Genomic DNA, 21,759 nt, shown 5'->3' on the forward strand with positions numbered 1-21,759 from the left:
TATTAAAAATTTAAGTATTGTAAATCCAATTGGGTTTGGTTAAATTGTAAAATGGTGTCTAAATAATCGACTTGAATTGTAGTTGCGTTTTCTAAACTTTGTATGTATTGAAAAAAGTCTATTTCGCCATGTTTAAAACTACTATTTCCAACTTTTATAATCTCATCTGATAATTTCTTTCCATACAAATTATAGTAGTTTATAGCTTCCTGATATTTGGCTAGTTCATTCGTTTTTTGATTGATGTACTGTTCTATTTTCGATTCCTCATTTTGTTTTTGCTGTTCCCAACTTTGTAATTCGAGTTGGGCTACTTTTGATTTAGAAATAGTTCCAGAAAAAAATATGGGTACGGCTAATCCAACTTGAAAACCATACAATGATTGTGATAATCCTTTATTTCGTCCTTGAAAATAATCTAAATTAATATCAGGTAACCACGCTTGTTTTTGCAAATTAATTTGAGTTTTATGTAGTTTTGTAATACTCTCTAAATAAGCGGTATAAAATGATTTATTTGATACATCATTTAAAGTATTTAAAGGTTTTATTTCATTATTTTTTATCACAGTTATTTCGTCACTTTGAATTAAAGATTGTAACAATTCATACTGTGCTTTTTTATCTTTATCGATTTGAGAAAGTTTGGTTGCAATTTGTCTGAATTTAGCTTGAGCCGTAATTTTTTCAAGATAATTAGTTTCTCCCAATTCAAAACGTCGGTCGCTGGCTTTCGAAAAATTTTGATACAAACTATCTAAATACTGATACAGTTTTTCTTGATTTTGCAGATATACAATATGCTGATAGGATTTGGAAACTGCCATTAAAAGTTTATTTTTTTGAATATCAAAATTGGCTTTCTCTCTTTCGTATTCAGAAGAATAGACCTTTTTTTGAGCTCCGTAGACGGTTGGAAAAGAAAAGCGTTGCTGCACTCCAAACACCTTTAAAGGCAGATTATTCATAGCAACGTTATTTTGATCATAACTGTAATAAACATTGGTTTTATCATAGGTGTAAGCCGATTTTATATTAGCTTTTGCTTTATCTACTTGCAATTGAGCTGCTTTAATTCCTTTGTTATTTTGTATCGTTTGCGACAATAAACCGTCTAATTCTGAATTTGAATTTTGAGAAAAAGCTAAAGAAGAACTCAACAAAAACATAATAATATAGGTAGCACTTTGATGCTTTTTGAACTTGGCTTTTTTAAATTCTCGGCTATCAAAAACTTTATACAAAATAGGAAGAACAATCATCGTTAAAATAGTTGCTGTGATCAACCCACCAATTACTACTGTTGCTAAAGGACGTTGTACCTCTGCCCCAGCCGATGATGAAATCGCCATGGGTAAAAAACCTAAAGCAGCAGCAGCAGCGGTTAATAAAACTGGTCGTAATCGGTCTGTAGTTCCTTTTAAAATTAATGCATCTATATCTTTCATTCCTTGATGTTTGAGCTCTTTAAAATGTTCTATTAATACAATCCCATTTAATACTGCAATTCCAAAAAGTGCTATAAATCCAACTCCTGCCGAAATACTGAATGGTAAATCACGAATCCATAAAAATAAAATACCACCAACTGCTGAAAGTGGAATTGCTGAATACACCATTAGTGCTTCTTTTACAGAACCAAAAGCAAAGTACAAAAGAATGAATATTAAAAATAAAGCTATTGGAACTGCAATCATCAAGCGCGCTTTGGCGCTTTGTAAGTTCTCAAATTGGCCGCCGTATTTCACATAATAGCCGGCAGGTAATTTAATTTCACTGTCAACAATTTTCTGAATGTCCAAAACAACACTTTGTAAATCGCGGTTTCTAACATTGATTCCAACCGCAATTAGTCTATTGGTATTTTCTCTTGAAATCTTCGCAGGACCTTCAGTATATTCTATCGAAGCCAATTCCTGTAACGGAATTTGTTCACTGTTAGCAGTGGCAACATACAAATTACGTAAATCCTCGATATCATGACGATTTTCTTGACCTAAGCGAATTACCATATCAAAACGTTTTTCGCCTTCAAATACATTTCCAACTGTTTTTCCAGCAAAACCAAGCGCAATCATTTCGTTCAAATCAGAAATATTAAGTCCGTAGCGAGCAATTTTAGAACGATCATAAACTACAGACATTTGTGGTAAACCGTCTGTTTTTTCGATAATAATGTCTGAAGCACCTTCAACTTTTGCAATTGCTTTTTTGATTTCATGTGCTTTTCTTGCCAGAATCTCTAAATCTTCTCCAAAAACCTTCACCGCCACATCAGAACGTGTTCCAGAAATTAATTCGTTGAAGCGCATTTCGATAGGCTGTGTAAACTCAATTTCCATATTTGGAATTTCATTTTCAAGTGCTGCTTTAATTTTATCAGCTAATTCATCTTTGGTAGAAGCGGAAGTCCATTGTGATTTGGGTTTCAATTTGACAATAACATCACTTTCCTCCATTGACATTGGATCAGTAGGTACCTCGGCAGCACCTATTCTGCTGACTACTTGTGTTACCTCAGGGAAGTTTTTAAGAATTATTTTCTCAATTTTAGTGGTAATAGCAATTGTTTTGGTCAAAGAAGTTCCTGTTTTTAAAACAGGCTGTATAACAAAATCTCCCTCATCTAATGTTGGGATGAACTCCCCGCCCATCGTTGCGAATAATCCCACTGCAAGCAATAGTAATCCTAACGCCCCGTACAATACTTTTTTAGTGTTCCCAATTGCCCAAGTGATTAGAGGCAAATACCATGAATTTAGTTTACGGATTAATTTACTAGAAATAGAATCTGGATTCTCTGGTTTTGGTTTTAAAAATAAAGAAGAAACTACCGGAACATAGGTAAAACAGAATATCATAGCCCCTACTAAAGCAAAACTAAAGGTCATCGCCATAGGTTTGAACATTTTTCCTTCGATTCCTGAGAGCGATAGAATTGGAATAAAAACAATCAATATAATTAACTGACCAAAAATAGCCGAGTTCATCATTTTTGAAGCACTCTTATACGTAATTTGATCGATTTGCAACTGACGTTCTTCTTTTTCAAGACCTACTAAATGAGCTGATTTGCTCGCTATCTGAAAAGCAATAAACTCCACTATAATTACCGCACCGTCTATTATAATTCCAAAATCGATGGCACCAAGACTCATTAAGTTAGCATCTATTCCAAAAATATTCATAAACGAAATAGCAAATAATAGACACAACGGAATTACCGATGCTACTACTAATCCAGAACGCCAGTTGCCTAGCAATAAAATCACCACAAAAATTACGATTAAACAGCCTAATATTAAGTTTTCTGCCACCGTAAAAGTCGTTTTACCAACTAACTCACTTCTTTCTAAAAATCCATTAATGTAAACGCCATCAGGCAACGATTTTTGAATTTCTGCTACTCTATGTTTCACATCATCAATTACTTGTTTAGAGTTCCCTCCTTTAAGCATCATTACTTGCCCCATCACTTTTTCACCTTCACCATTTGCAGTTATAGCTCCAAAACGATTTGCATGACCGAAACGAACATCCGCTACATTTTTGATATAAATAGGTAAACCATTGGCGTTTTTTACTACAATGTTGCCAATATCTTCTGCAGATTTTACTTTGCCTTCTCCTCGTATAAAATAACTTTGATTTACTTTTTCGATATAAGCACCACCAGCGATACTATTGTTTTTTTCAAGCGCGATGAATACATCAGCGGTTGTAATATTCATTGCTTTTAAACGCGATGGATTAATCGCAATTTCATATTGTTTTAGATAACCACCCCAAGTATTAATTTCGACCACTCCTTTTATTCCAGATAACTGTCGTTTTACTACCCAATCCTGAATAGTTCGTAAATCAGTAACGGTATAATTGGCTTTGAATTCTGGTTTTACCTCCAAAGTATATTGATAAATTTCACCAAGACCTGTAGTAATAGGTCCCATTTCGGGAGTTCCAAAACCTTGCGGAATTTTCTCAGAAGCAGCTTTAATTTTTTCAGCGATGAGTTGCCTTGGCAAATAGGTTCCTAAACCATCTTCAAAAACGATAGTCACAACGGATAAACCAAATTTTGAAATAGATCTAATTTCGGTTACACCAGGTAAATTAGCCATTTCAATCTCAACAGGATACGTAATGTATTGTTCGATATCCTGAGTAGATAGATTTCCAGAAGTTGTAATTACCTGAACCTGATTATTAGTAACATCTGGAACGGCTCCTATTGAAATTTGAAATACCGATAACATACCGTACCCAACAACTCCAAGGGTGAAAAGCAAAACAATGAGTTTGTTTTTTAAACTGAAAGCAATTATTTTTTCGAGCATTTTTATTTTATTTACTCTTCAAAAGTACTGCTTAAAGATAGGTTTTTCCTTAAGAACAACTTAAGTTACGCTTCAAATAAACTTAAAATTACTTTTGTTCCAAGACCTTCCTGACTAGTAATTCTTATTTCAATAGAAAGTAAAGAACAAAGCCTTTTTACAATCGATAATCCTAAACCTGTTCCCTTAATTTCTGGGTGATCCGTTGCATTTGATCGATAAAAAGGATTGAAAATTCTTTCTAAATTTTCTTTTGGTATTCCAATGCCAGAATCAATTATATGACATTCCACTTTAGCATCATTATTGAATATTCTAACAGTAAGATTTCCATTTGAATTAGAATATTTCAATGCATTTGAAATCAAATTATTAATGACTATCGAAAATAAATAACCATCTGTTTCTGTATAAAAATCTCTCTCAAAATCACTACTAATAGTTATATTTTTTGACTGAATTTTAGATGAATATCGGGCAAAGCTATCAAGAAAAAGTGAATTCAGATATACTTTTTCGAGTTTTAAAGTTTGTTTTTGGTTTTCAAATCGAGCTAAAAGCAGGAGCTGATCCACTAAATTATTCAAGCGATCCACTTCATTGACACAAAAATTAATTTTTTCCTCATATTCAGCTGCTATTCTAGGTTTACGTATTAAAACTTCTAAAGTTCCCTTAATAACCGTCAATGGTGTTCTTAATTCATGCGATGCATCTGAAGTAAACTGTTTTTCTCTTTCAATCGCAGTTTCAATTCGGTCTAATAAGCTATTTATGGTCTGGGATAAAACAAATAATTCGTCTTTATTTTGAGGAAGTGGAATTCTAGACCTTAAATTGTCTTTTGTGATTATATTAGACGTATTAATAATAGAATTAATAGGTTTTATACTTCTTCCAGCAATAAATCGAGCAATAAAAAAAAGGATAATCAAAATTAAAGGATAGGCAATACTTAATATTTTAGATAAATTTTGCAGCACCATCGATGCCCCTTCTAAGGACATGGCAATCACAATATATCCAACAATTGTGGATCCATCATAAATAGGCACTTGAATTTGGCGTATTTTATTACCTAAAATTTTAGTGTCATATAATTCGCTATCATTCTTTTTCTTGTCAAAAAATAAAACCTCATTTTTTAAGTTGGGAGATTTTTCGATAATTGTTCCGTTTTTATCTAAAAACTGAATAAAAACTGGATTTACATCAACCGTATTGTGTTCACGCTCTTCCCATTCATCCATGTGAATTAGGCGAAAAGTATTGTTTTTTATTTCAATTTCATTCAAATGGTTTTCGACTTCCTTCGAAATATCAGTATTAAGATGATTGTAAACACTGAGTTTTACGATAGAATAAATAACAAAAAAGACTACAAAAATCAACAAAGCTGTAGTGATAATGTAATGAGAGGCTATTCGATTTTTAAAGGAAAGTTGTTGCATTTTATTTAGTCATTAGCAATATATCCTACACCGCGAACGGTTTTGATGTAGTCTTCTTCTATTTTTAAATTTAATTTTTTGCGAATTGCGTTCATAAAAACATCGATAACACCAGTATCGTATTCAAAATGAATATCCCAAACGTCTTCAATAATTTGAGTTCTGGTACATACTTTTCCTTTATTTTTCACCAGATATGTCAAAAGCTCAAATTCCCGCTGTGTTAATGAAACTTCCGACTGATTGACTAAAACTTGGTATTTTACAATATTAATTTCAATAGTACCAAGAGTCAAGATTTCATCTTGTTTTTGATTTCTAAAGTGAATTTTGATACGTTCTACTAATTCATCAAAACTAAAAGGTTTCTTGATATAATCATTTGCCCCTGCTTTAAGCCCTTCAATTGTTTCTTGAACAGTATCTTTAGCAGTCAAAAATATAATGGGTGTATGGTTATTGTTTAGTCGAATAGCCTTACAAAGTTCTAAACCTGTCATTTTGGGAAGCATCCAATCTAACAAAATCAAATCAAAATCTTCTTTTTGAATAATTTCAAATCCTTTCAAACCATCAGAAACACTTGTAATTTGGTAACCTTCCTCTTCTAGACCTTGTTTCAGGAATTGTACAATGCCAGCTTCGTCTTCTACTATTAATATATGCATAGTGTAGGCTTTTGTAAATTTAATGTTTAAAACTCGAATTGATTTTTTGGATATTCAAAAATAATCTTTTTATTTTGAGTAAATCCCTGTTAGTTTCTTTCTTAAGTTAATATTAATTTTCATTATTAATTAAGCAATTCTTAAAATATATGTTTGAAAATTAATTATACTTTTACACAAAATATAATTGTATGAATTTATCTAAAAAAGTTTCTCCATTTTATTATTTACTATTATTTTACGTAGCTGTAAGCTTTATATCAAGAGTCCTTCTTTTTTTTCATCCTATAACTCAAACGACCTTCACTTTTGGCGATACGTTATCGGTATTCTTATTTGGATTTTTATCCGATTTTTTCATTTTTGTATTAATTAGTGGCTTTTTGTGGCTTTATCTTATTTTTATATCTAATACTAAATATTATAAGCCTTATGGTTATATAATTTTTGGACTCTTTGTTGCATTATTTTTATATATACTTTCAGGAAAATCAATACTTAATGAATACGGTGGTGCTTTACCGGAAATTGGTTTAGTGTTTATAGGGATTAAAACAATGTTATTTGGATTACTTCTTTTTTTACCAAAATACCGCAATCAAATCCGTTTTTGGTTATTCTCTTTTGTAATTTTCTTACACGTAGTTTTAATTCTGCAAAATGCTATTAGCGAGTACTTTTTCTGGAACGAATTCGGTGTTAAATACAATTTTATAGCTGTAAATTATTTGATTTATACTAATGAAGTTATTGGAAATATTATGGAGTCCTATCCCGTAATTCCTATATTTTCGGCTCTATTTATCATTGCTGGCTTGGTTACTTATTTGATAGTTAAAAAATCAAAAGTTTATATCGAGAACATTCCGCATTTTATTGAAAAAGTAAAAATTTCAGGAGTTTACATGGTGCTTTTTGCCTTGTCGTTATTTGCAATTCCTGCTTTAGCCAATAAAGAAAATGCTCAAAATATTTTTGCAAATGAATTGCAAGCGAATGGTATTTACAAATTCTATTTGGCGTTCATGAACAGCGAATTAGATTATTTTAAATTCTATAAAACAGTTCCAAACAGCGAAGCTTATGCGGAATTAAAATTACAACTTCCAGCAATTTCAGGTGAATCGACTTTAAGACAAATACAAGGAGAAACCGCAGAAAATCATAAAAATGTAGTTTTGATAACTATAGAAAGTTACAGCGCTGAGTTTATGAAAATGTATGGCAATGAACAAAATATAACTCCTTTCTTAGATAGTTTAGCAACAAAAAGTTTGGTGTTTTCTAACCTATATGCGGTAGGAAACAGAACCGTTCGTGGTCTTGAAGCCGTTACTTTATGTTTTCCTCCTACTGCTGGTGAAAGTGTGGTAAAAAGAAAAGACAACAAAGATAAATTCTCAACTGGAGCTATTTTTAAAGAAAAAGGGTATGATGTGAAATATATGTATGGTGGTGATGCCTTTTTTGACAACATGGAAGACTTTTTTGGAGGAAATGGATACGATATTGTAGATAAAAAAACCTTTGCACCAACTGAAATTACTTTTGCAAATATTTGGGGGGTTTGCGACGAAGACATGTACAATAAAGCCATTAAAATTATGGACAAAGAAGCGCAAACTGGAAAGCCGTTTTTTAATCATATTATGACAGTGAGTAATCACAGACCGTTTACTTATCCTAATGGAAAAATTGATATTCCTGGTGATGCTAAATCGCGTGATGGCGGTGTAAAATATACCGATTATGCGATGAAAAAATTCTTCGAAATGGCTAAGAAACAACCATGGTTCAAAAATACCGTATTTGTTATTGTTGCCGATCACTGTGCATCTAGTGCTGGTAAAACAGAACTTCCTGCCGATAAATACAGAATTCCAGCTATGATATACAGTCCTGGTTTTGTGGAACCTCAATACTATACTAATTTGATGTCACAGATTGATGTAATGCCGACAGTTTTAGGATTATTAAACTTCAATTATCAAAGTAAGTTTTACGGTCAAGATGTTTTAAAATCTGATTATAAACCAAGAGCGTTGATCGCAACTTATCAAGACTTAGGATTGATAAAAGATAATATTTTAACGATTATTTCGCCAAAACAAACAGTAAAACAGTTTCAATTGACTTTGAAACCAAACCAAAAAGTAGCTCCAGATTTCCAGATTTTTTATGATCAAATACCAATGACAAAAGAAAGAACAGATTTAGTAAATGAAACTATTTCCTATTATCAAACTGCCTCGGATATCTTAAAAAACAAGAAGTATCAAAAAATTAAGTAGCATAAAAAAACGGCTGAAATATGATTCTCAGCCGTTTTTTTTTTTAAAGTAAACTTATGTTTATTCTTTATCATATATTAAACCAAAAAGTTTTCCATGTTCAAAAGTTTTTAAATCCTTTTTCAAGAATTTATGATTGCGTTTGGTAAGTTCTTTAGTATCCAGTTTGCTTAAATCTGGTTTTCCAGCATTTACCCATGCCGTGTACCAAAAACTAGCTGTTACTGTAATCGCTTTTTTCATTTGGTTTTCTACCATTCCATTCAATTCCATGTGAAATTTTGCAGCATACTCATCAGAATATAATACACCACCGTATTTATTTTTAAGAACAACTCCGTTTGCATCGGTAACATACATTTTATTTTCGGCAGTAGCTGTTCTTAATTTTTTATCTGCAGCTAATAATGGCTCTACCAAACTGTGAGTATCCGCCATTAATTCCCAGATTGCAGCATCTACGTTTTCTAGGTATTTTCCTTGAGGAACATTTAATTTGTAATCCTTTACAAATAATTCTGGTAAACGGCTTTCCCATAAAGAATGAATCCCTTTTTGATTCGTATTTTGTCCGTCATGATTGTCAGAGGTATGCAAAGGCATGTGCGCATCTGCAATATAATGGCCTAAATCAGCTGCAATAAATAATATTTCATTCTTTCTTTTATCTTTGAAAGCCTTGGTTAATTTGGTCATCATATCTTGTATGTGCCAAGGCAAAACACCATTTTTATCTAAAAACTTATCATCATATTTTTTTCTCGCTTCTTCTATAGTTTTTGGGAAAGTAGCTACATCACCAAAATTTTCCATATCAAAATAATGACGAGAAGGTTCCATTTTGTCATTTAAAACATTTCTTCTCAAATCTGGTACAGTAGATTCTTGAGTAATATAATCGATGTGATTATAGAAAAAAGTCTGTAATGGTGCAGGAAGTGCTAAAACTGCTGCTCTATTAATTCTTTCGTGTCCGATAACTCCCCAAGAAATAGCTAAAAAAGCAACAACAAGAGCAGATAAAGCGATAAGCGTAGGCTTAATTTTAAAATTTTTCATTAAATTTAGTTTTTAGAAGTGCAAATGTATTTCTTTAAATGGTTATTATATAAAATTAGCATTTAAGATTCTGTTAATAAAAAAGAAAACTACATATATGTTTCGACATCAAGGAAAAAACAGAACTTTTATTCACAATCTTCGTTTAGCTATCTTATTATCTTTTGTTGCAGGAATTGTAAACATCACTGGAGTTTTATCAATTCATACCTTAACTACAAATGTAACTGGCCATTTTGCTTATTTTGCTGAGGAGGTAATGAAGCAGGATTACGCAGCGGCATTCACTTTTTTTGTACTAACACTTTTCTTTCTATTTGGTGCTTTTACTTCAAATTTTCTTGCGGAATTAATTGCTAAGAAATACACTCATTTGTCTCATGTGATTCCAATTTCTCTCGAAATGATCATTTTATTAGGTATTGGCTTTTTAGGATTTCAAACTGAATTATCAAGTAATGAAGGAAAATGGATTGCCTTTTCAATGCTTTTTGCTATGGGAATGCAAAATGCTATGGTTACCAAAATTTCTCAATCAACTGTAAGAACAACTCACTTAACAGGATTATTTACAGATCTTGGAATAGAATTATCTCAATTATTTTTCTATAAAAAGCCAGAAGAAACCAAAAAATTAAAAACAAGTATTTATCTCAGGTTGTCAATTATTATCTGCTTTTTCATTGGATGCGTATCTGGCGGTTTTATTTATAATATATTGAAATTGAAAACGCTTTTTATAGCTGTAGCTTTTCTTTTGATAGCGCTTTTGTATGATTATATCAGAATGCAGTTTCATGTCATAAAACGTAAAACATTACATCAGAAACCTAATTGAAATATATTATTGAAAGTAAAGCAGCTGATGCAACAAAAATCCATAATAAAATACCTTGAAATAATGGTTTTACGCCAACGGATATTAGAACATTAAAGTTTAATCCTGCTCCAATTAAAAATAAGGTAATAGTCAAACCAATTTTAGCGATATTCACTAAATAAGGAGCTACTAAATCTGTTTGAGGAACATACGTATTCAATAGCATTGCTATAATAAATAGTCCAATAAAATACGGGATTTTTACTTTACTAGATTTATTATTAAATAAAACCGAAGTTAATAAAGCAACAGGAATAATCCATAAAGCTCTAGCTAATTTTACAGTAGTTGCAATTTGTAATGCTTCAGGTCCATATTTATTAGCCGCACCAACTACTGAACTCGTGTCATGAATCGCAATTGCACACCACAAACCAAACTCTTGTTGGCTAAGGTCTAACCAATGTCCAATTACCGGAAATAAAAATAAAGCAATAGAATTCAAGATAAAAATTACTCCAAGTGCTACTGAAGTTTGTTTTTCATCTGAGTTTATCACAGGGGCTATGGCTGCAATAGCGCTTCCCCCGCAAATAGCAGTGCCGCATGAAATTAAATGCGACGTTTTCTTTTCAATTTTTAACCATTTTCCAATAAAGAAACCTAAGATCAAAGTGCTAAAGATAGAAGCAACTGTAAAAATAAATCCTTCTTTGCCAGCTGATAAAGCACTATTTACGTTCATTCCAAAGCCAAGTCCAACAACTGAAAATTGCAAAAGAATATTGGTTGCTTTATGATTGAATTGCAAAAAAGGATGTCCAGAAAGATTGGCTACAACTAAACCAAGCAATAAAGCAACTGGTGGCGATATGAAACCGGTAAGACATAGGATCGTTAACAAGAAAAAAAATATTTTTTGCACCGTTGGGCTTACTTTTAGAAAAGCGGCAGTATCTTTTTTAGGGATTGCATTATAATTTTCCACAATAGAGTTATTTAATTATGACTCTACAAAGGTCTGCAGATTTTGTAACATTTGATAATCAAAATAAGCAATCTACTATAACTCCAAGTTATAGTAACTAGAAATTATTTTAATAAATAGATTAGAAAGAGAATCGTTCTTTCCTTGAAGGTTAATAATATAAAAATAACGTTCCAAACTTAGATTTTTTACATCTAGAATGGTCAATTCGTCATTTTTTAGCTCTTTTTCAATAGCATGAATTGACATAAAAGCAACGCAATCAGAGTTTAGCAAATACGATTTTATACTTTCAGTACTTCCTAATTGCATTTCAATATTTAAATCTGAAAATTTGAGTTCCAATGATTTCAAAGCGTGCTCAATAACTTCAAGTGTTCCAGAACCTTGCTCCCGAATTAAAAAATTCATTTTCTTTAAATCCTCTGGAGTGCATTCGTCTTTGTTTAACAGCGAATGGGAACTTTTACAAACTAGAACTAATTCGTCTTTTAAAAATTGGGTATATTTAATAGACTTATTTTTAGATTGTCCTTCAACAATTCCAATTTCAATTTCTTTGTTTAATAAAGCACTTTCTATTTGTTCTGTATTTCCATTCAGTAAATTCACTTTGATATTTTCCATTTTCTTATGAAAACGAGCTAAAAGTGGTGGAATAATATATTGAGAAATAGTAGTGCTTGCTCCTACTCTTAGTAATCCAGTTCTTTCATTAATTAGTGAACTCATGTCGAAATCTATTTCCCGATAAATTTCAAAAATATTCTTGCTGTGTTTTAGTAATACTTCGCCAGCGTCAGTCAGTGAAATTTTAGAACCGTTTCTCTCAAAAAGTTTGATTTTATATTGTTCCTCTAATTCCTGTATGTGTTTAGAAATTGCAGGTTGTGTTATAAATAATTCGGTTGCCGCCTTTGTAAAACTCAAACGGTTCGCCACAGTATAAAAAACTTTTAGTCTAAAATCCATAATTGTACTGTTTTGATTTATTAAAGTAAACCATTGTATTTACGAACAAACCATTCTGTTGCGAGTGAAACAGAAATAAAAATCAATAGCCAAACCCAATCAATTAGAGGAGTTTTAGCCACTACATTTTTCTGTATTGACTTATATTCTTTATTTTCTAATAAACTTTTAATTAATTCGTCAACCTCATTAGGAAAATAAGCTTTTGCATTAGCTTGCATCGCTAATTGAGTTAATTTTTCAATATCTGGATTCACAAATTGCTTTTCAATATCAAAATCAAGAATTTCAAAACTACTCGAATAAATAGTATTGGAATTTAATTCTTTTAAAATAAAACTATAGTTGCCAGCTTTAAGTCCATCCAGATTAACTTTATAATAATTAGTACTTTTTAATAAATCGTAATTTTTAATTTGTTTCGATTTTGTATCAGTAACTGCAATTGTTAAACGTGCTTTTTCATCAAACTCATAATTTTTATTAAAATATTGAGCTGAAATTTCAATTGCTTCGCCAAAATTATAAAAACGTTCGTGTTCTACAACCAATGATTTCTTTCCTGTACTTGTTGCTAAAAACTGTATTATTTTATCTACAAAAACATCATATCTTTCAAAAGATTGATTTTTTACATGTGTTTGCAATCGCCATTTCCAACTATTTTCACCAAGAAGGTAAGCAGTACGCTTATTCTGATTTTCTGCGAAAGCTAGTAAAGGAATATTAGTTTCTATATTTCTGATTTTGGACGAAAGTAAAACAGATAGTGAACCATTTAGGGTAACGGATCCAAAAGCATTTTGTAATGGAGGTAAATTTTCAAACCCGATATTATCAATTGCAAATAAGTTAAACTGCGGATTAAAAACAGACAAATAATCTTCTTTTTGTCCGCTCATTTTAAAGTTTAAATTGTTCTGTTGCTGATTCAAAAAATTAAAATCAGTACTGTTTCCAGTAATAATAAAGGTGTTTATCCCAGCTATTTTGTTATTGTCAAAAAGCGTTTTAAATTCTGTTGTAGGCTGATATAAAACTAATACATTATAACCATGTAACAACTTAATATCGTTTGGTTTAATTATAGTTACCTTACGTTGTTCATTAGATTCAATTGCTCTTTTTAAAGCTCCCAAATCAGGATGATTAATTGCTGAAACTACCGCAATATTTGTTTTTTGGTCAATGACTTCGACCGCAAAGTTCTTCGTATTATTATAACTGTTTTTCTCTTTTTCGGAAGATAAAATAGTGGCTTTAAAAACTTGAATTCCTATTTTGTCAGCAGGTAACAGTATGTTGACAGTAGCCGTTTTTTTATTACCTGAAAATGAAATTTTCTGTTTACTGAGTATGGAATTTCCTTGTGAAATAACAAAATCAGCTGTTACAATTATACTTCCTGAATAGCTTAAAAATGCTTCAACAGGAAATTTATTCTTGTGAAAAGCATACTTATTTACATTCAGTTGGTTAATTTTTAAATCTAAAAAAGTCGTTGTATCGCCTACAATTAATGGATACACTTTGTTTTCAGTACCAAAACTATACACATAATCATTCCCAGAAGTTTGATTACCATCCGAAATCAAAATTGTTGGATAATTGGTGTTTTTATAAATGCTTTTTAGATTTTTAGCAACAACATCTATATTAGTTTGTGTGCCTTTGAAAGTAAAAGTTTCTGAAGGTTCGAAATCTTCTGAAAATTGATACGATTGCACATCAAATTTATCTTGAATAGCAGTATTACCACTAATTTTTTTATGCAATTCTACTACTTCTTTATTGACATTCAAAAATGAAATTGAATTGGAATTATCTACCACTAAAGCCAAAGGTGTTTTTACAATTTCTAAAGTATTCTTGGTTATTATTGGATTTATAAGCAATAATAAAATCGAAAAAATACTTAAAAAACGCAAAAAAGCCAAAAACAAATTCACTTTAGATTTGTTTTTGGCTTTGAAAATATATTGAAAATGGGATAAACCACCCGCTATTAATATTGAAAGAACTAATAATAGAAGCGTAGTTGTTGTCATATTTCAGTAGTATTAAGAAATCTGTATTTAGTTCTAATTACTGAGCACTAAAAACAGATCACTTTTTATTAAGTAAGCATTCCTCCACAAACATTCATAACCTGACCAGTTACATAACCGCTCATGTCTGAAGCGAAGAAAAGACAAGCATTAGCAACATCTTCAGTAGTTCCGCCACGTTTCAATGGAATTCCATCTCTCCATCCTTTTACCACATCTTCATTTAATTTAGCAGTCATCTCAGTTTCAATAAATCCCGGAGCAATTACATTACAACGAATATTACGCGATCCCAATTCTAATGCTACCGATTTAGAAAAACCTATAACTCCTGCTTTAGAAGCAGCATAATTCGTTTGACCAGCATTTCCTTTAACTCCAACTACTGAACTCATATTGATGATCGACCCAGCACGTTTTTTAAGGAATGTTTTCTGAATTGCTTTTGTCATATTGAAAACTGATTTCAAGTTTACATCCATTACTTGATCAAAATCTTGTTCAGACATACGCATTAACAAGTTATCTTTGGTAATACCGGCATTGTTAATCAAAATATCAACAGTTCCAAATTCAGCTAAAATAGCATCAACAAGAATTTGCGCTTCGTTAAAATCAGCAGCGTTAGACTGATATCCTTTCGCTTTAATTTCTAGTGCGTTCAATTCATTTTCTAATGCCATAGCTGATTCTACAGACGAACTGTATGTAAAAGCAACATTTGCACCGTGTTTTGCAAAAACTTCTGCAATTCCTTTACCTATTCCGCGGCTTGCACCTGTAATTATAGCTACTTTTCCTTCTAGTAATTTCATATTCAAAACTTAGTTTAATTTTTATTTGAAGCTATTCCTGCTATCCGCTACAATCCACGCCCAAAAGCGTGGGATTTTCACTTCTATCAGGGCTATTTTATATCTGCCAAATATATAATATTTCCTTTTTTAAAAAAAATTCAAATCCATTTACATTGATATAAATAGCAGCTTTTAGATTTTAATGATTCGATTCACCCATTTGTCCCAAAAATTAGCATAAATAGCTATTAATGTAAATATAAATAAGAATAAGTGATACCATGCGTTACTAATCAAATCTAAAAAATTAAGTTTTCCATCGGCAAAACTTAAAATCAACAGCACTTGTGCACCATAAGGTAAAATTCCTTGAATAACACATGAAAAAATATCAAGTATTGTCGCCGTTTTCTTTGCACTCAAATTATATTCATCGTTTATTTCTTTAGCAATACTACCTGTAATCACAATAGAAACTGTATTATTAGCGATTGCTAAATTTGTCAATCCAACTAAAGCACCAATTCCTGTCTGCGCTGATTTCTTGCTTTTGATTCGCTTTTTAACTTGGTACAAAACATAATCAATTCCGCCCGCTTTATCCACCATCGCTGCTAAACCACCAGAAAGCATCGAAAGTAAGAAAATTTCAGTCATACTGGTAAAACCCTCATATATTTTTTGGGCAAAAACCAAAAGCGTAAAATTACCTCCAAAATAACCAATTAGCCCCGCTAACAACGTTCCTATAATTAAAGTAGAAAACACATTAAGTCCCGAAACTGCTAACACAATGACCAGTAGATATGGTATAATAGTAATCCAATTAAAATCAGTTTTAGGTATCTCAACTGAAACAACTTCAGAATTTAAACCCAAATAAAAAAAGACTAGAATCGTAATTAAAGCAGCAGGAAAAGCAATAAATAAATTAATTTTAAATTTATCTTTCAATTTACAACCTAAAGATTGCGTTGCAGCAATAGTGGTATCTGAAATCATCGAAAGATTATCACCTAACATAGAACCTCCTAATAATGCACCCGAAATCAAAGGTAAAGAGGCACCACTTTTGTCAGCTAAACTCACTGCAATAGGACCAATGGCAACAATTGCTCCCACAGAAGTACCTGTCGCAGTAGATAAAAATGCAGCAATTAAAAATATACCTAAAGGAAAATAAGCAACATCTATATTGTTTATTCCTAAATTTACCACTGCATCTACTCCACCAGTAGCTTTACTCACCACTGCAAATGCACCAGCCAGTAAATAAATAAGACACATAGTCATAATTTTACTTTCACCACAGCCTGTAATCAACGTATTGACTTTCTCTTCTGTAGAAGATTTAAAAAGTAAGAATGCAGCAATTATACCAATTAAAACAGCAATTGGTGATGGAAAAGCATAAAAGTCATCTAGCCAAATACCAACACCTAAAAAAGTTGCAATAAATATAAATAAAGGAATTAATGCGAATGGATTACCATTATTTTCACCATGTTTAGTCATAATCATTTTTTTTAATTAAAGGTATATGACGAAAAACAAAAAGGCAAAACAGGAATAAAAAGCAACATTTTTTCCAAAGGATTTGGCTTATCGTTTTAGCACCTTGCTCGTTGTTGCAGGTTGCTATCTCCATTTAAGAGATTCGTGATAACGGTGGCAAAAATAGCACTTATTCTATTATAAAAACAACTAAAAAAAAATATTTATGAATTTAATGCAAAAAAGGCTTTACCGAAGTAAAGCCTTTTGAAATGTAAATGTATTTTTTACGGAAATAGCTTAAAAGGCTACATTCCATTTTGGTAATCTTCCGCTCTCGTCCAAGAAATTCTGTAAAACTTGTGCTTCTACAAATGTTGGAATTACCTTAGAATCGTTATTAAAAGTCTCATACCAAACTACTTCAAGTGTAGTAATATCCTCTTTTTTCATTTGTGCTGGCCAAGAATATTTTCTTCCTGTTTTAGCAAATTGGTGTCCTTCAACAATTTTGTCATTTAAACCACCATTTTTAATTTTCAAAGTTCCGTCATTTTGAACAGTTCCAGTAGAACCAACCATAATTAACTCTTTTGCTTCTCCAACTGCATAAACCAAAAATACACCAGATCCTTCTGAAGCATTGCAAACTTCTGCTAAGCTATCTTCTGTTGTAAATGAAAACTGATTGGTAACTTTGAATTTTTCTAATTCCTTGTACATATATTATATTTTTATTTGAATTGGTCTCCATAAATAAAACTCACAAAATGAGGAGCATCATCTAAACCATTCGTTTACGTTTGTTATTTATTAAAATTTAATCTGTAAAACAGTTTTTTTAATAAAGTGCAAAGGTATTCTTTAATTCGATTCTATAATAAAAAAGCCTCACAAAATGTGAGGCTTTTAAAATATTTAATTTAGAAAAAGATTATCCTAAAACTTCTTTTACTTTTTTACCAATTTCAGCTGGAGAATCTACTACGTGAATACCACATTCTCTCATAATTTGTTTTTTGGCTTCAGCAGTATCATCAGATCCACCAACGATAGCACCTGCATGTCCCATTGTACGTCCTGCTGGAGCAGTAACTCCTGCAATAAAACCTACAACTGGCTTACGGTTACCATCCGCTTTGATCCAATGAGCAGCATCCGCTTCTAATTGTCCACCAATTTCACCAATCATTACGATACACTCCGTTTCTGGGTCATTCATCAATAATTCAACTGCTTCTTTAGTTGTAGTTCCAATGATTGGATCTCCACCAATTCCGATAGCAGTAGTTATTCCTAAACCTTGTTTCACCACTTGGTCAGCAGCTTCGTAAGTTAAGGTACCTGATTTAGAAACAATTCCAATAGTTCCTTTTTTGAAAACAAAACCTGGCATAATACCAACTTTAGCTTCCCCTGGAGTAATAATTCCTGGACAGTTTGGACCAATTAATCTTGCATTTCTTTCTTTAACGTAACTGTTTGCTTTTATCATGTCAGCAACAGGGATTCCTTCAGTAATTGCAATAATTACTTTGATTCCTGCATCAGCAGCTTCCATTATTGCATCAGCAGCAAAAGCTGGTGGTACAAAAATGATAGTTGTATCAGCTCCTGCTTGTTCAACAGCATCTTTTACAGTATTGAAAACGGGTATGTCTAAGTGAGTTGTTCCACCTTTTCCTGGAGTTACACCACCAACAACATTAGTTCCATACTCAATCATTTGAGAAGCATGGAAAGTTCCTTCACTTCCTGTAAAACCTTGAACAATTATTTTGGAATCTTTATTAACTAAAACACTCATGATATATTTTTTTTATGTAGTTTTTAAAATCGTAATGCAAAAGTATAAAATAGTAAGCACTAAATTGGCATTCACTATTCAAATTTTTGACACTAAATTAGTATAATTGGCTTATTTGATAGCCACGAAACAACTTACTGTCTTTTATTTGCCAAATAATGAAAAAATGTGCCAATAACATTTCTTCTCTTGGGTTCTCAATCGTTTTTACAAAATGATCATATCGTACCGAAACCATATCATTTTCACTTATAATATGACTAATTCGAACCTTAGAACGAACATATGCTTTGCTTAAATCATTGGATAAATCCAATAATGAATTATAATTATGCTCCACAAAACCTGTACTGCTATTCCATTCAACAAGTACATCTGGATGCAAATAATCTTTCATTACCTCACTGTCAATTAAGGCATCTGATTTATAAAACTTTTTAACGATTTCTTTAGCAGACATATTATTTTATTTTATTTAATAGTTCAGGAATCTTTTTGATATTTGCTAGCTGTTTCAATTTTTCTCTTGATTCCTCTATTGGAGTACCAAAATATGATTTACCTCCTTCAACAGATTTGGTAACTCCAGTTTGTCCCATAATAACGGCCTTAGCTCCTATTGTGATTCCGCTAGTAGTTCCTACTTGTCCCCAGAGTGTAACTTCATCTTCAATAATTACACAACCAGCAATTCCAGTTTGAGATGCTATTAAACATTTTTTTCCAATCACAGTGTCATGTCCAACATGTACCTGATTGTCAATTTTTGTTCCTTCTCCAATTCTTGTATCGCCAGTAACTCCTTTATCGATAGTACAAAGTGCCCCAATACCAACATTGTCCTCAATAACGACTCTTCCTCCAGAAAGCAATTGATCAAATCCTTCCGCTCTTTTTTTATAATAAAAAGCATCTGCTCCCAAAATTGTTCCTGCATGAATGATAACATTGTCACCAATTACAGTATGATCGTAAATAGAAACATTAGAATGTATCAAACAATTTTCTCCTATAACAACGTGATTCCCAATAAATGTATTAGGCTGAATAACAGTTCCGTGACCTATAGAAGCTGAAGTAGCTATAGAAGCATTTGAAAATTGAAAAGGTTTGAAGTATTTTGTTAATTTATTGAAATCTCTAAACGGATCCTCTGAAATCAACAATGCTTTTCCATCCGGACAATCCACATTTTTATTAATTAAAATAATGGTAGCTGCAGAATCTAAAGCTTTATCATAATATTTAGGATGATCTACAAAAACAATATCGCCTGCTTCAACAACGTGAATTTCGTTCATTCCTGTTACCGGAAAATTGGCATCACCAACATATTCACTGCCAATAATAGTTGCGATCGTTTCTAAAGAGTAAACTTTTGGGAATTTCATATTTTATAATTAGAAAATTTGTCAATTAGAAAATGAGTCAATTAGTAAATGAGTCAGCTAGAAAACAAATCGAAAAATTGTGTTTATTTAAAAATTTTCTAATTGACTCATTGACAAATTATCTTAATTAAAATTACTCTTTTACGCGTTCCATGTAGTTTCCAGAAGTTGTATCAATTTTAATTTTATCACCTTCGTTGATAAACAAAGGAACATTTACTAACGCTCCTGTTTCAACAGTCGCTGATTTAGTAGCATTAGTTGCAGTATTCCCTTTAATTCCCGGTTCAGCATAGGTAACTTCAAGTATAACTGAAGCAGGCATATCAACTGAAAGAGGCAAATCAGTTTCTGTGTTGATACTTATCATTACATTTTCTCCTTCTTTCAATAAACCAGGAGAATCTAAAATATTTTTATTTAATGTAATTTGTTCGAAAGTTTCTGCATTCATAAAATGAAACTCATCACCTTCAGGATATAAAAACTGAAATTTATGGTTTTCAACTCGTACTTCTTCAATTTTATGTCCTGCAGAAAAGGTATTATCTAATACTCTTCCATTAGTTAAACTTCTTAGTTTTGTTCTAACAAAAGCAGGTCCTTTACCTGGTTTCACATGAAGAAATTCAACAATTTTATAGATGTCATTGTTGAACTTAATGCATAATCCGTTTTTAATATCTGATGTAGATGCCATTTATAATTTGCTTTTGGCTGTTAGCCCTTGGCTGTTAGCGATTTATATTTGATTATTTATTTTTAAGGCTAATAGCTAAGTGCCGAGAGCCAAATCTTTTTTTTAATAATTCCCTGAATACCCTTTCATTACTCCACGAGAAGAATTTCTGATGAAATCGATAATTTCATCTCTTTCTGGTGTGGCTTCCATCTCAGCTTCAATAATACCTAAAGCTTGAGTGGTATTGTAATTTTTTTGGTATAAAATTCTGTAGATTCCTTGAATTTCTCTGATTTTTTCAGATGTGAATCCACGTCTTCTTAAACCTACTGAATTAATCCCAACGTAGGACAAAGGCTCTTTGGCTGCCTTTGTATAAGGTGGCACATCTTTTCTTAGAAGTGAACCTCCAGAAATCATCGCATGATCACCAATACTTATAAATTGATGTACTGCAGATAATCCTCCAATAATTGCATGATTACCAACGGTTACATGTCCTCCTAAAAGTACACCGTTTACAATAATTACGTTGTGACCAATATGACAATCATGAGCAATATGTGCCGTTGCCATAATAAGGCAATTATCACCTATAGTGGTTTGACCTGATGCAATAGTTCCTCTATTGATCGTAACACATTCTCTAATAGTACAATTATCGCCAATTATCGCTAAAGAATCTTCTCCTCCAAATTTCAAATCCTGTGGAACCGCTGAAATTACTGCGCCTGGAAATATATTACAATTTTTTCCAATTCTTGCTCCCTCCATTATTGTTACATTAGACCCAATCCAAGTTCCATCTCCAATAATCACGTTATTATGAATGGTTGTAAATGGTTCAATAACTACATTTTTAGCTATTTTAGCGCCTGGATGTACGTATGCTAGTGGTTGATTCATCAGCTATTATTTATATTTTATATTTATCAGAATAAAACGCAAATCAAT

17 protein-coding genes and 1 riboswitch are annotated in these 21,759 nt (G+C 31.8%); of the genes, 2 read left to right on the forward strand and 15 right to left on the reverse strand.

What is annotated here, in order from left to right; translation table 11 throughout:
• Positions 1-2 precede the first annotated feature (2 nt).
• The 3 genes from LNP27_RS11835 to LNP27_RS11845 all read right to left on the reverse strand — a co-directional run bounded on the left by LNP27_RS11835 (position 3) and on the right by LNP27_RS11845 (position 6,456).
• A complete protein-coding gene (locus LNP27_RS11835; RefSeq protein ID WP_229941808.1) occupies positions 3-4,337 on the reverse strand; it encodes a CusA/CzcA family heavy metal efflux RND transporter in 4,335 nt (1,444 codons plus the stop codon).
• 65 nt (positions 4,338-4,402) lie between these two features.
• Entirely contained in the window at positions 4,403-5,788 is a 1,386-nt protein-coding gene (locus LNP27_RS11840) for a sensor histidine kinase (protein ID WP_229941809.1), read from the reverse strand.
• Between the two features lie 5 nt (positions 5,789-5,793).
• The gene (locus tag LNP27_RS11845) at positions 5,794-6,456 is read right to left on the reverse strand and encodes a response regulator transcription factor (RefSeq protein ID WP_229941810.1); all 663 of its coding nucleotides are present in this window, start codon (positions 6,454-6,456) and stop codon (positions 5,794-5,796) included.
• Between the two features lie 191 nt (positions 6,457-6,647).
• Here LNP27_RS11845 and LNP27_RS11850 point away from each other — a divergent pair, with 191 nt between their 5' ends.
• Positions 6,648-8,747, forward strand: a complete 2,100-nt coding sequence (locus LNP27_RS11850; protein WP_229941811.1) for an LTA synthase family protein — start codon at positions 6,648-6,650, stop codon at positions 8,745-8,747.
• A gap of 60 nt (positions 8,748-8,807) precedes the next feature.
• Here the strand turns inward: LNP27_RS11850 and LNP27_RS11855 are convergent, their stop codons facing one another.
• On the reverse strand, positions 8,808-9,806 hold the full coding sequence (locus tag LNP27_RS11855) for a zinc dependent phospholipase C family protein (RefSeq protein ID WP_229941812.1): 999 nt from the start codon (positions 9,804-9,806) through the stop codon (positions 8,808-8,810).
• A gap of 97 nt (positions 9,807-9,903) precedes the next feature.
• On the opposite strand from LNP27_RS11855, the gene LNP27_RS11860 reads away from it, so the two are divergent.
• Complete coding sequence (locus LNP27_RS11860) at positions 9,904-10,644, forward strand: YoaK family protein (protein ID WP_229941813.1); 741 nt, start codon at positions 9,904-9,906, stop codon at positions 10,642-10,644.
• On the opposite strand, the gene LNP27_RS11865 is transcribed toward LNP27_RS11860, so the two are convergent.
• The 11 genes from LNP27_RS11865 to lpxA all read right to left on the reverse strand — a co-directional run bounded on the left by LNP27_RS11865 (position 10,637) and on the right by lpxA (position 21,711).
• A complete protein-coding gene (locus LNP27_RS11865) occupies positions 10,637-11,551 on the reverse strand; it encodes a YeiH family protein (protein WP_229944069.1) in 915 nt (304 codons plus the stop codon). The genes LNP27_RS11860 and LNP27_RS11865 overlap by 8 nt on opposite strands.
• A gap of 138 nt (positions 11,552-11,689) precedes the next feature.
• On the reverse strand, positions 11,690-12,586 hold the full coding sequence (locus LNP27_RS11870) for a LysR family transcriptional regulator (protein ID WP_229941814.1): 897 nt from the start codon (positions 12,584-12,586) through the stop codon (positions 11,690-11,692).
• Between the two features lie 20 nt (positions 12,587-12,606).
• Complete coding sequence (locus LNP27_RS11875; protein WP_229941815.1) at positions 12,607-14,634, reverse strand: hypothetical protein; 2,028 nt, start codon at positions 14,632-14,634, stop codon at positions 12,607-12,609.
• Between the two features lie 68 nt (positions 14,635-14,702).
• Entirely contained in the window at positions 14,703-15,449 is a 747-nt protein-coding gene (gene fabG / locus LNP27_RS11880) for a 3-oxoacyl-[acyl-carrier-protein] reductase (protein WP_229941816.1), read from the reverse strand.
• A gap of 174 nt (positions 15,450-15,623) precedes the next feature.
• Positions 15,624-16,946, reverse strand: a complete 1,323-nt coding sequence (locus LNP27_RS11885; protein WP_229941817.1) for a Na+/H+ antiporter NhaC family protein — start codon at positions 16,944-16,946, stop codon at positions 15,624-15,626.
• A 57-nt stretch (positions 16,947-17,003) separates the two neighbouring features.
• A riboswitch (SAM-I-IV-variant riboswitch) is annotated at positions 17,004-17,102 on the reverse strand.
• Between the two features lie 123 nt (positions 17,103-17,225).
• Positions 17,226-17,648, reverse strand: coding sequence for a hypothetical protein (locus LNP27_RS11890; protein ID WP_229941818.1), 423 nt, complete (start codon positions 17,646-17,648; stop codon positions 17,226-17,228).
• A 211-nt stretch (positions 17,649-17,859) separates the two neighbouring features.
• Positions 17,860-18,732, reverse strand: coding sequence for a succinate--CoA ligase subunit alpha (gene sucD / locus LNP27_RS11895; protein ID WP_229941819.1), 873 nt, complete (start codon positions 18,730-18,732; stop codon positions 17,860-17,862).
• A gap of 97 nt (positions 18,733-18,829) precedes the next feature.
• Complete coding sequence (locus LNP27_RS11900; RefSeq protein ID WP_229941820.1) at positions 18,830-19,192, reverse strand: nuclear transport factor 2 family protein; 363 nt, start codon at positions 19,190-19,192, stop codon at positions 18,830-18,832.
• A gap of 1 nt (position 19,193) precedes the next feature.
• On the reverse strand, positions 19,194-20,123 hold the full coding sequence (locus tag LNP27_RS11905) for a UDP-3-O-(3-hydroxymyristoyl)glucosamine N-acyltransferase (protein WP_229941821.1): 930 nt from the start codon (positions 20,121-20,123) through the stop codon (positions 19,194-19,196).
• Positions 20,124-20,256: 133 nt separating this feature from the next.
• Positions 20,257-20,823, reverse strand: coding sequence for an elongation factor P (gene efp / locus LNP27_RS11910; protein WP_229941822.1), 567 nt, complete (start codon positions 20,821-20,823; stop codon positions 20,257-20,259).
• A 102-nt stretch (positions 20,824-20,925) separates the two neighbouring features.
• Positions 20,926-21,711, reverse strand: a complete 786-nt coding sequence (gene lpxA, locus LNP27_RS11915; protein WP_121925176.1) for an acyl-ACP--UDP-N-acetylglucosamine O-acyltransferase — start codon at positions 21,709-21,711, stop codon at positions 20,926-20,928.
• Positions 21,712-21,759 lie beyond the last annotated feature (48 nt).

The organism is Flavobacterium galactosidilyticum (assembly GCF_020911945.1).
Lineage (GTDB): Bacteria > Bacteroidota > Bacteroidia > Flavobacteriales > Flavobacteriaceae > Flavobacterium > Flavobacterium galactosidilyticum.

Coding starts and splice junctions, on each gene's coding strand:
- LNP27_RS11835 (WP_229941808.1), bottom strand. CDS start 4,337: ATGCTCGAAAAAATAATTGCTTTCAGTTTAAAAAACAAACTCATTGTT.
- LNP27_RS11840 (WP_229941809.1), bottom strand. CDS start 5,788: ATGCAACAACTTTCCTTTAAAAATCGAATAGCCTCTCATTACATTATC.
- LNP27_RS11845 (WP_229941810.1), bottom strand. CDS start 6,456: ATGCATATATTAATAGTAGAAGACGAAGCTGGCATTGTACAATTCCTG.
- LNP27_RS11850 (WP_229941811.1), top strand. CDS start 6,648: ATGAATTTATCTAAAAAAGTTTCTCCATTTTATTATTTACTATTATTT.
- LNP27_RS11855 (WP_229941812.1), bottom strand. CDS start 9,806: ATGAAAAATTTTAAAATTAAGCCTACGCTTATCGCTTTATCTGCTCTT.
- LNP27_RS11860 (WP_229941813.1), top strand. CDS start 9,904: ATGTTTCGACATCAAGGAAAAAACAGAACTTTTATTCACAATCTTCGT.
- LNP27_RS11870 (WP_229941814.1), bottom strand. CDS start 12,586: ATGGATTTTAGACTAAAAGTTTTTTATACTGTGGCGAACCGTTTGAGT.
- LNP27_RS11875 (WP_229941815.1), bottom strand. CDS start 14,634: ATGACAACAACTACGCTTCTATTATTAGTTCTTTCAATATTAATAGCG.
- fabG (WP_229941816.1), bottom strand. CDS start 15,449: ATGAAATTACTAGAAGGAAAAGTAGCTATAATTACAGGTGCAAGCCGC.
- LNP27_RS11885 (WP_229941817.1), bottom strand. CDS start 16,946: ATGACTAAACATGGTGAAAATAATGGTAATCCATTCGCATTAATTCCT.
- LNP27_RS11890 (WP_229941818.1), bottom strand. CDS start 17,648: ATGTACAAGGAATTAGAAAAATTCAAAGTTACCAATCAGTTTTCATTT.
- sucD (WP_229941819.1), bottom strand. CDS start 18,732: ATGAGTGTTTTAGTTAATAAAGATTCCAAAATAATTGTTCAAGGTTTT.
- LNP27_RS11900 (WP_229941820.1), bottom strand. CDS start 19,192: ATGTCTGCTAAAGAAATCGTTAAAAAGTTTTATAAATCAGATGCCTTA.
- LNP27_RS11905 (WP_229941821.1), bottom strand. CDS start 20,123: ATGAAATTCCCAAAAGTTTACTCTTTAGAAACGATCGCAACTATTATT.
- efp (WP_229941822.1), bottom strand. CDS start 20,823: ATGGCATCTACATCAGATATTAAAAACGGATTATGCATTAAGTTCAAC.
- lpxA (WP_121925176.1), bottom strand. CDS start 21,711: ATGAATCAACCACTAGCATACGTACATCCAGGCGCTAAAATAGCTAAA.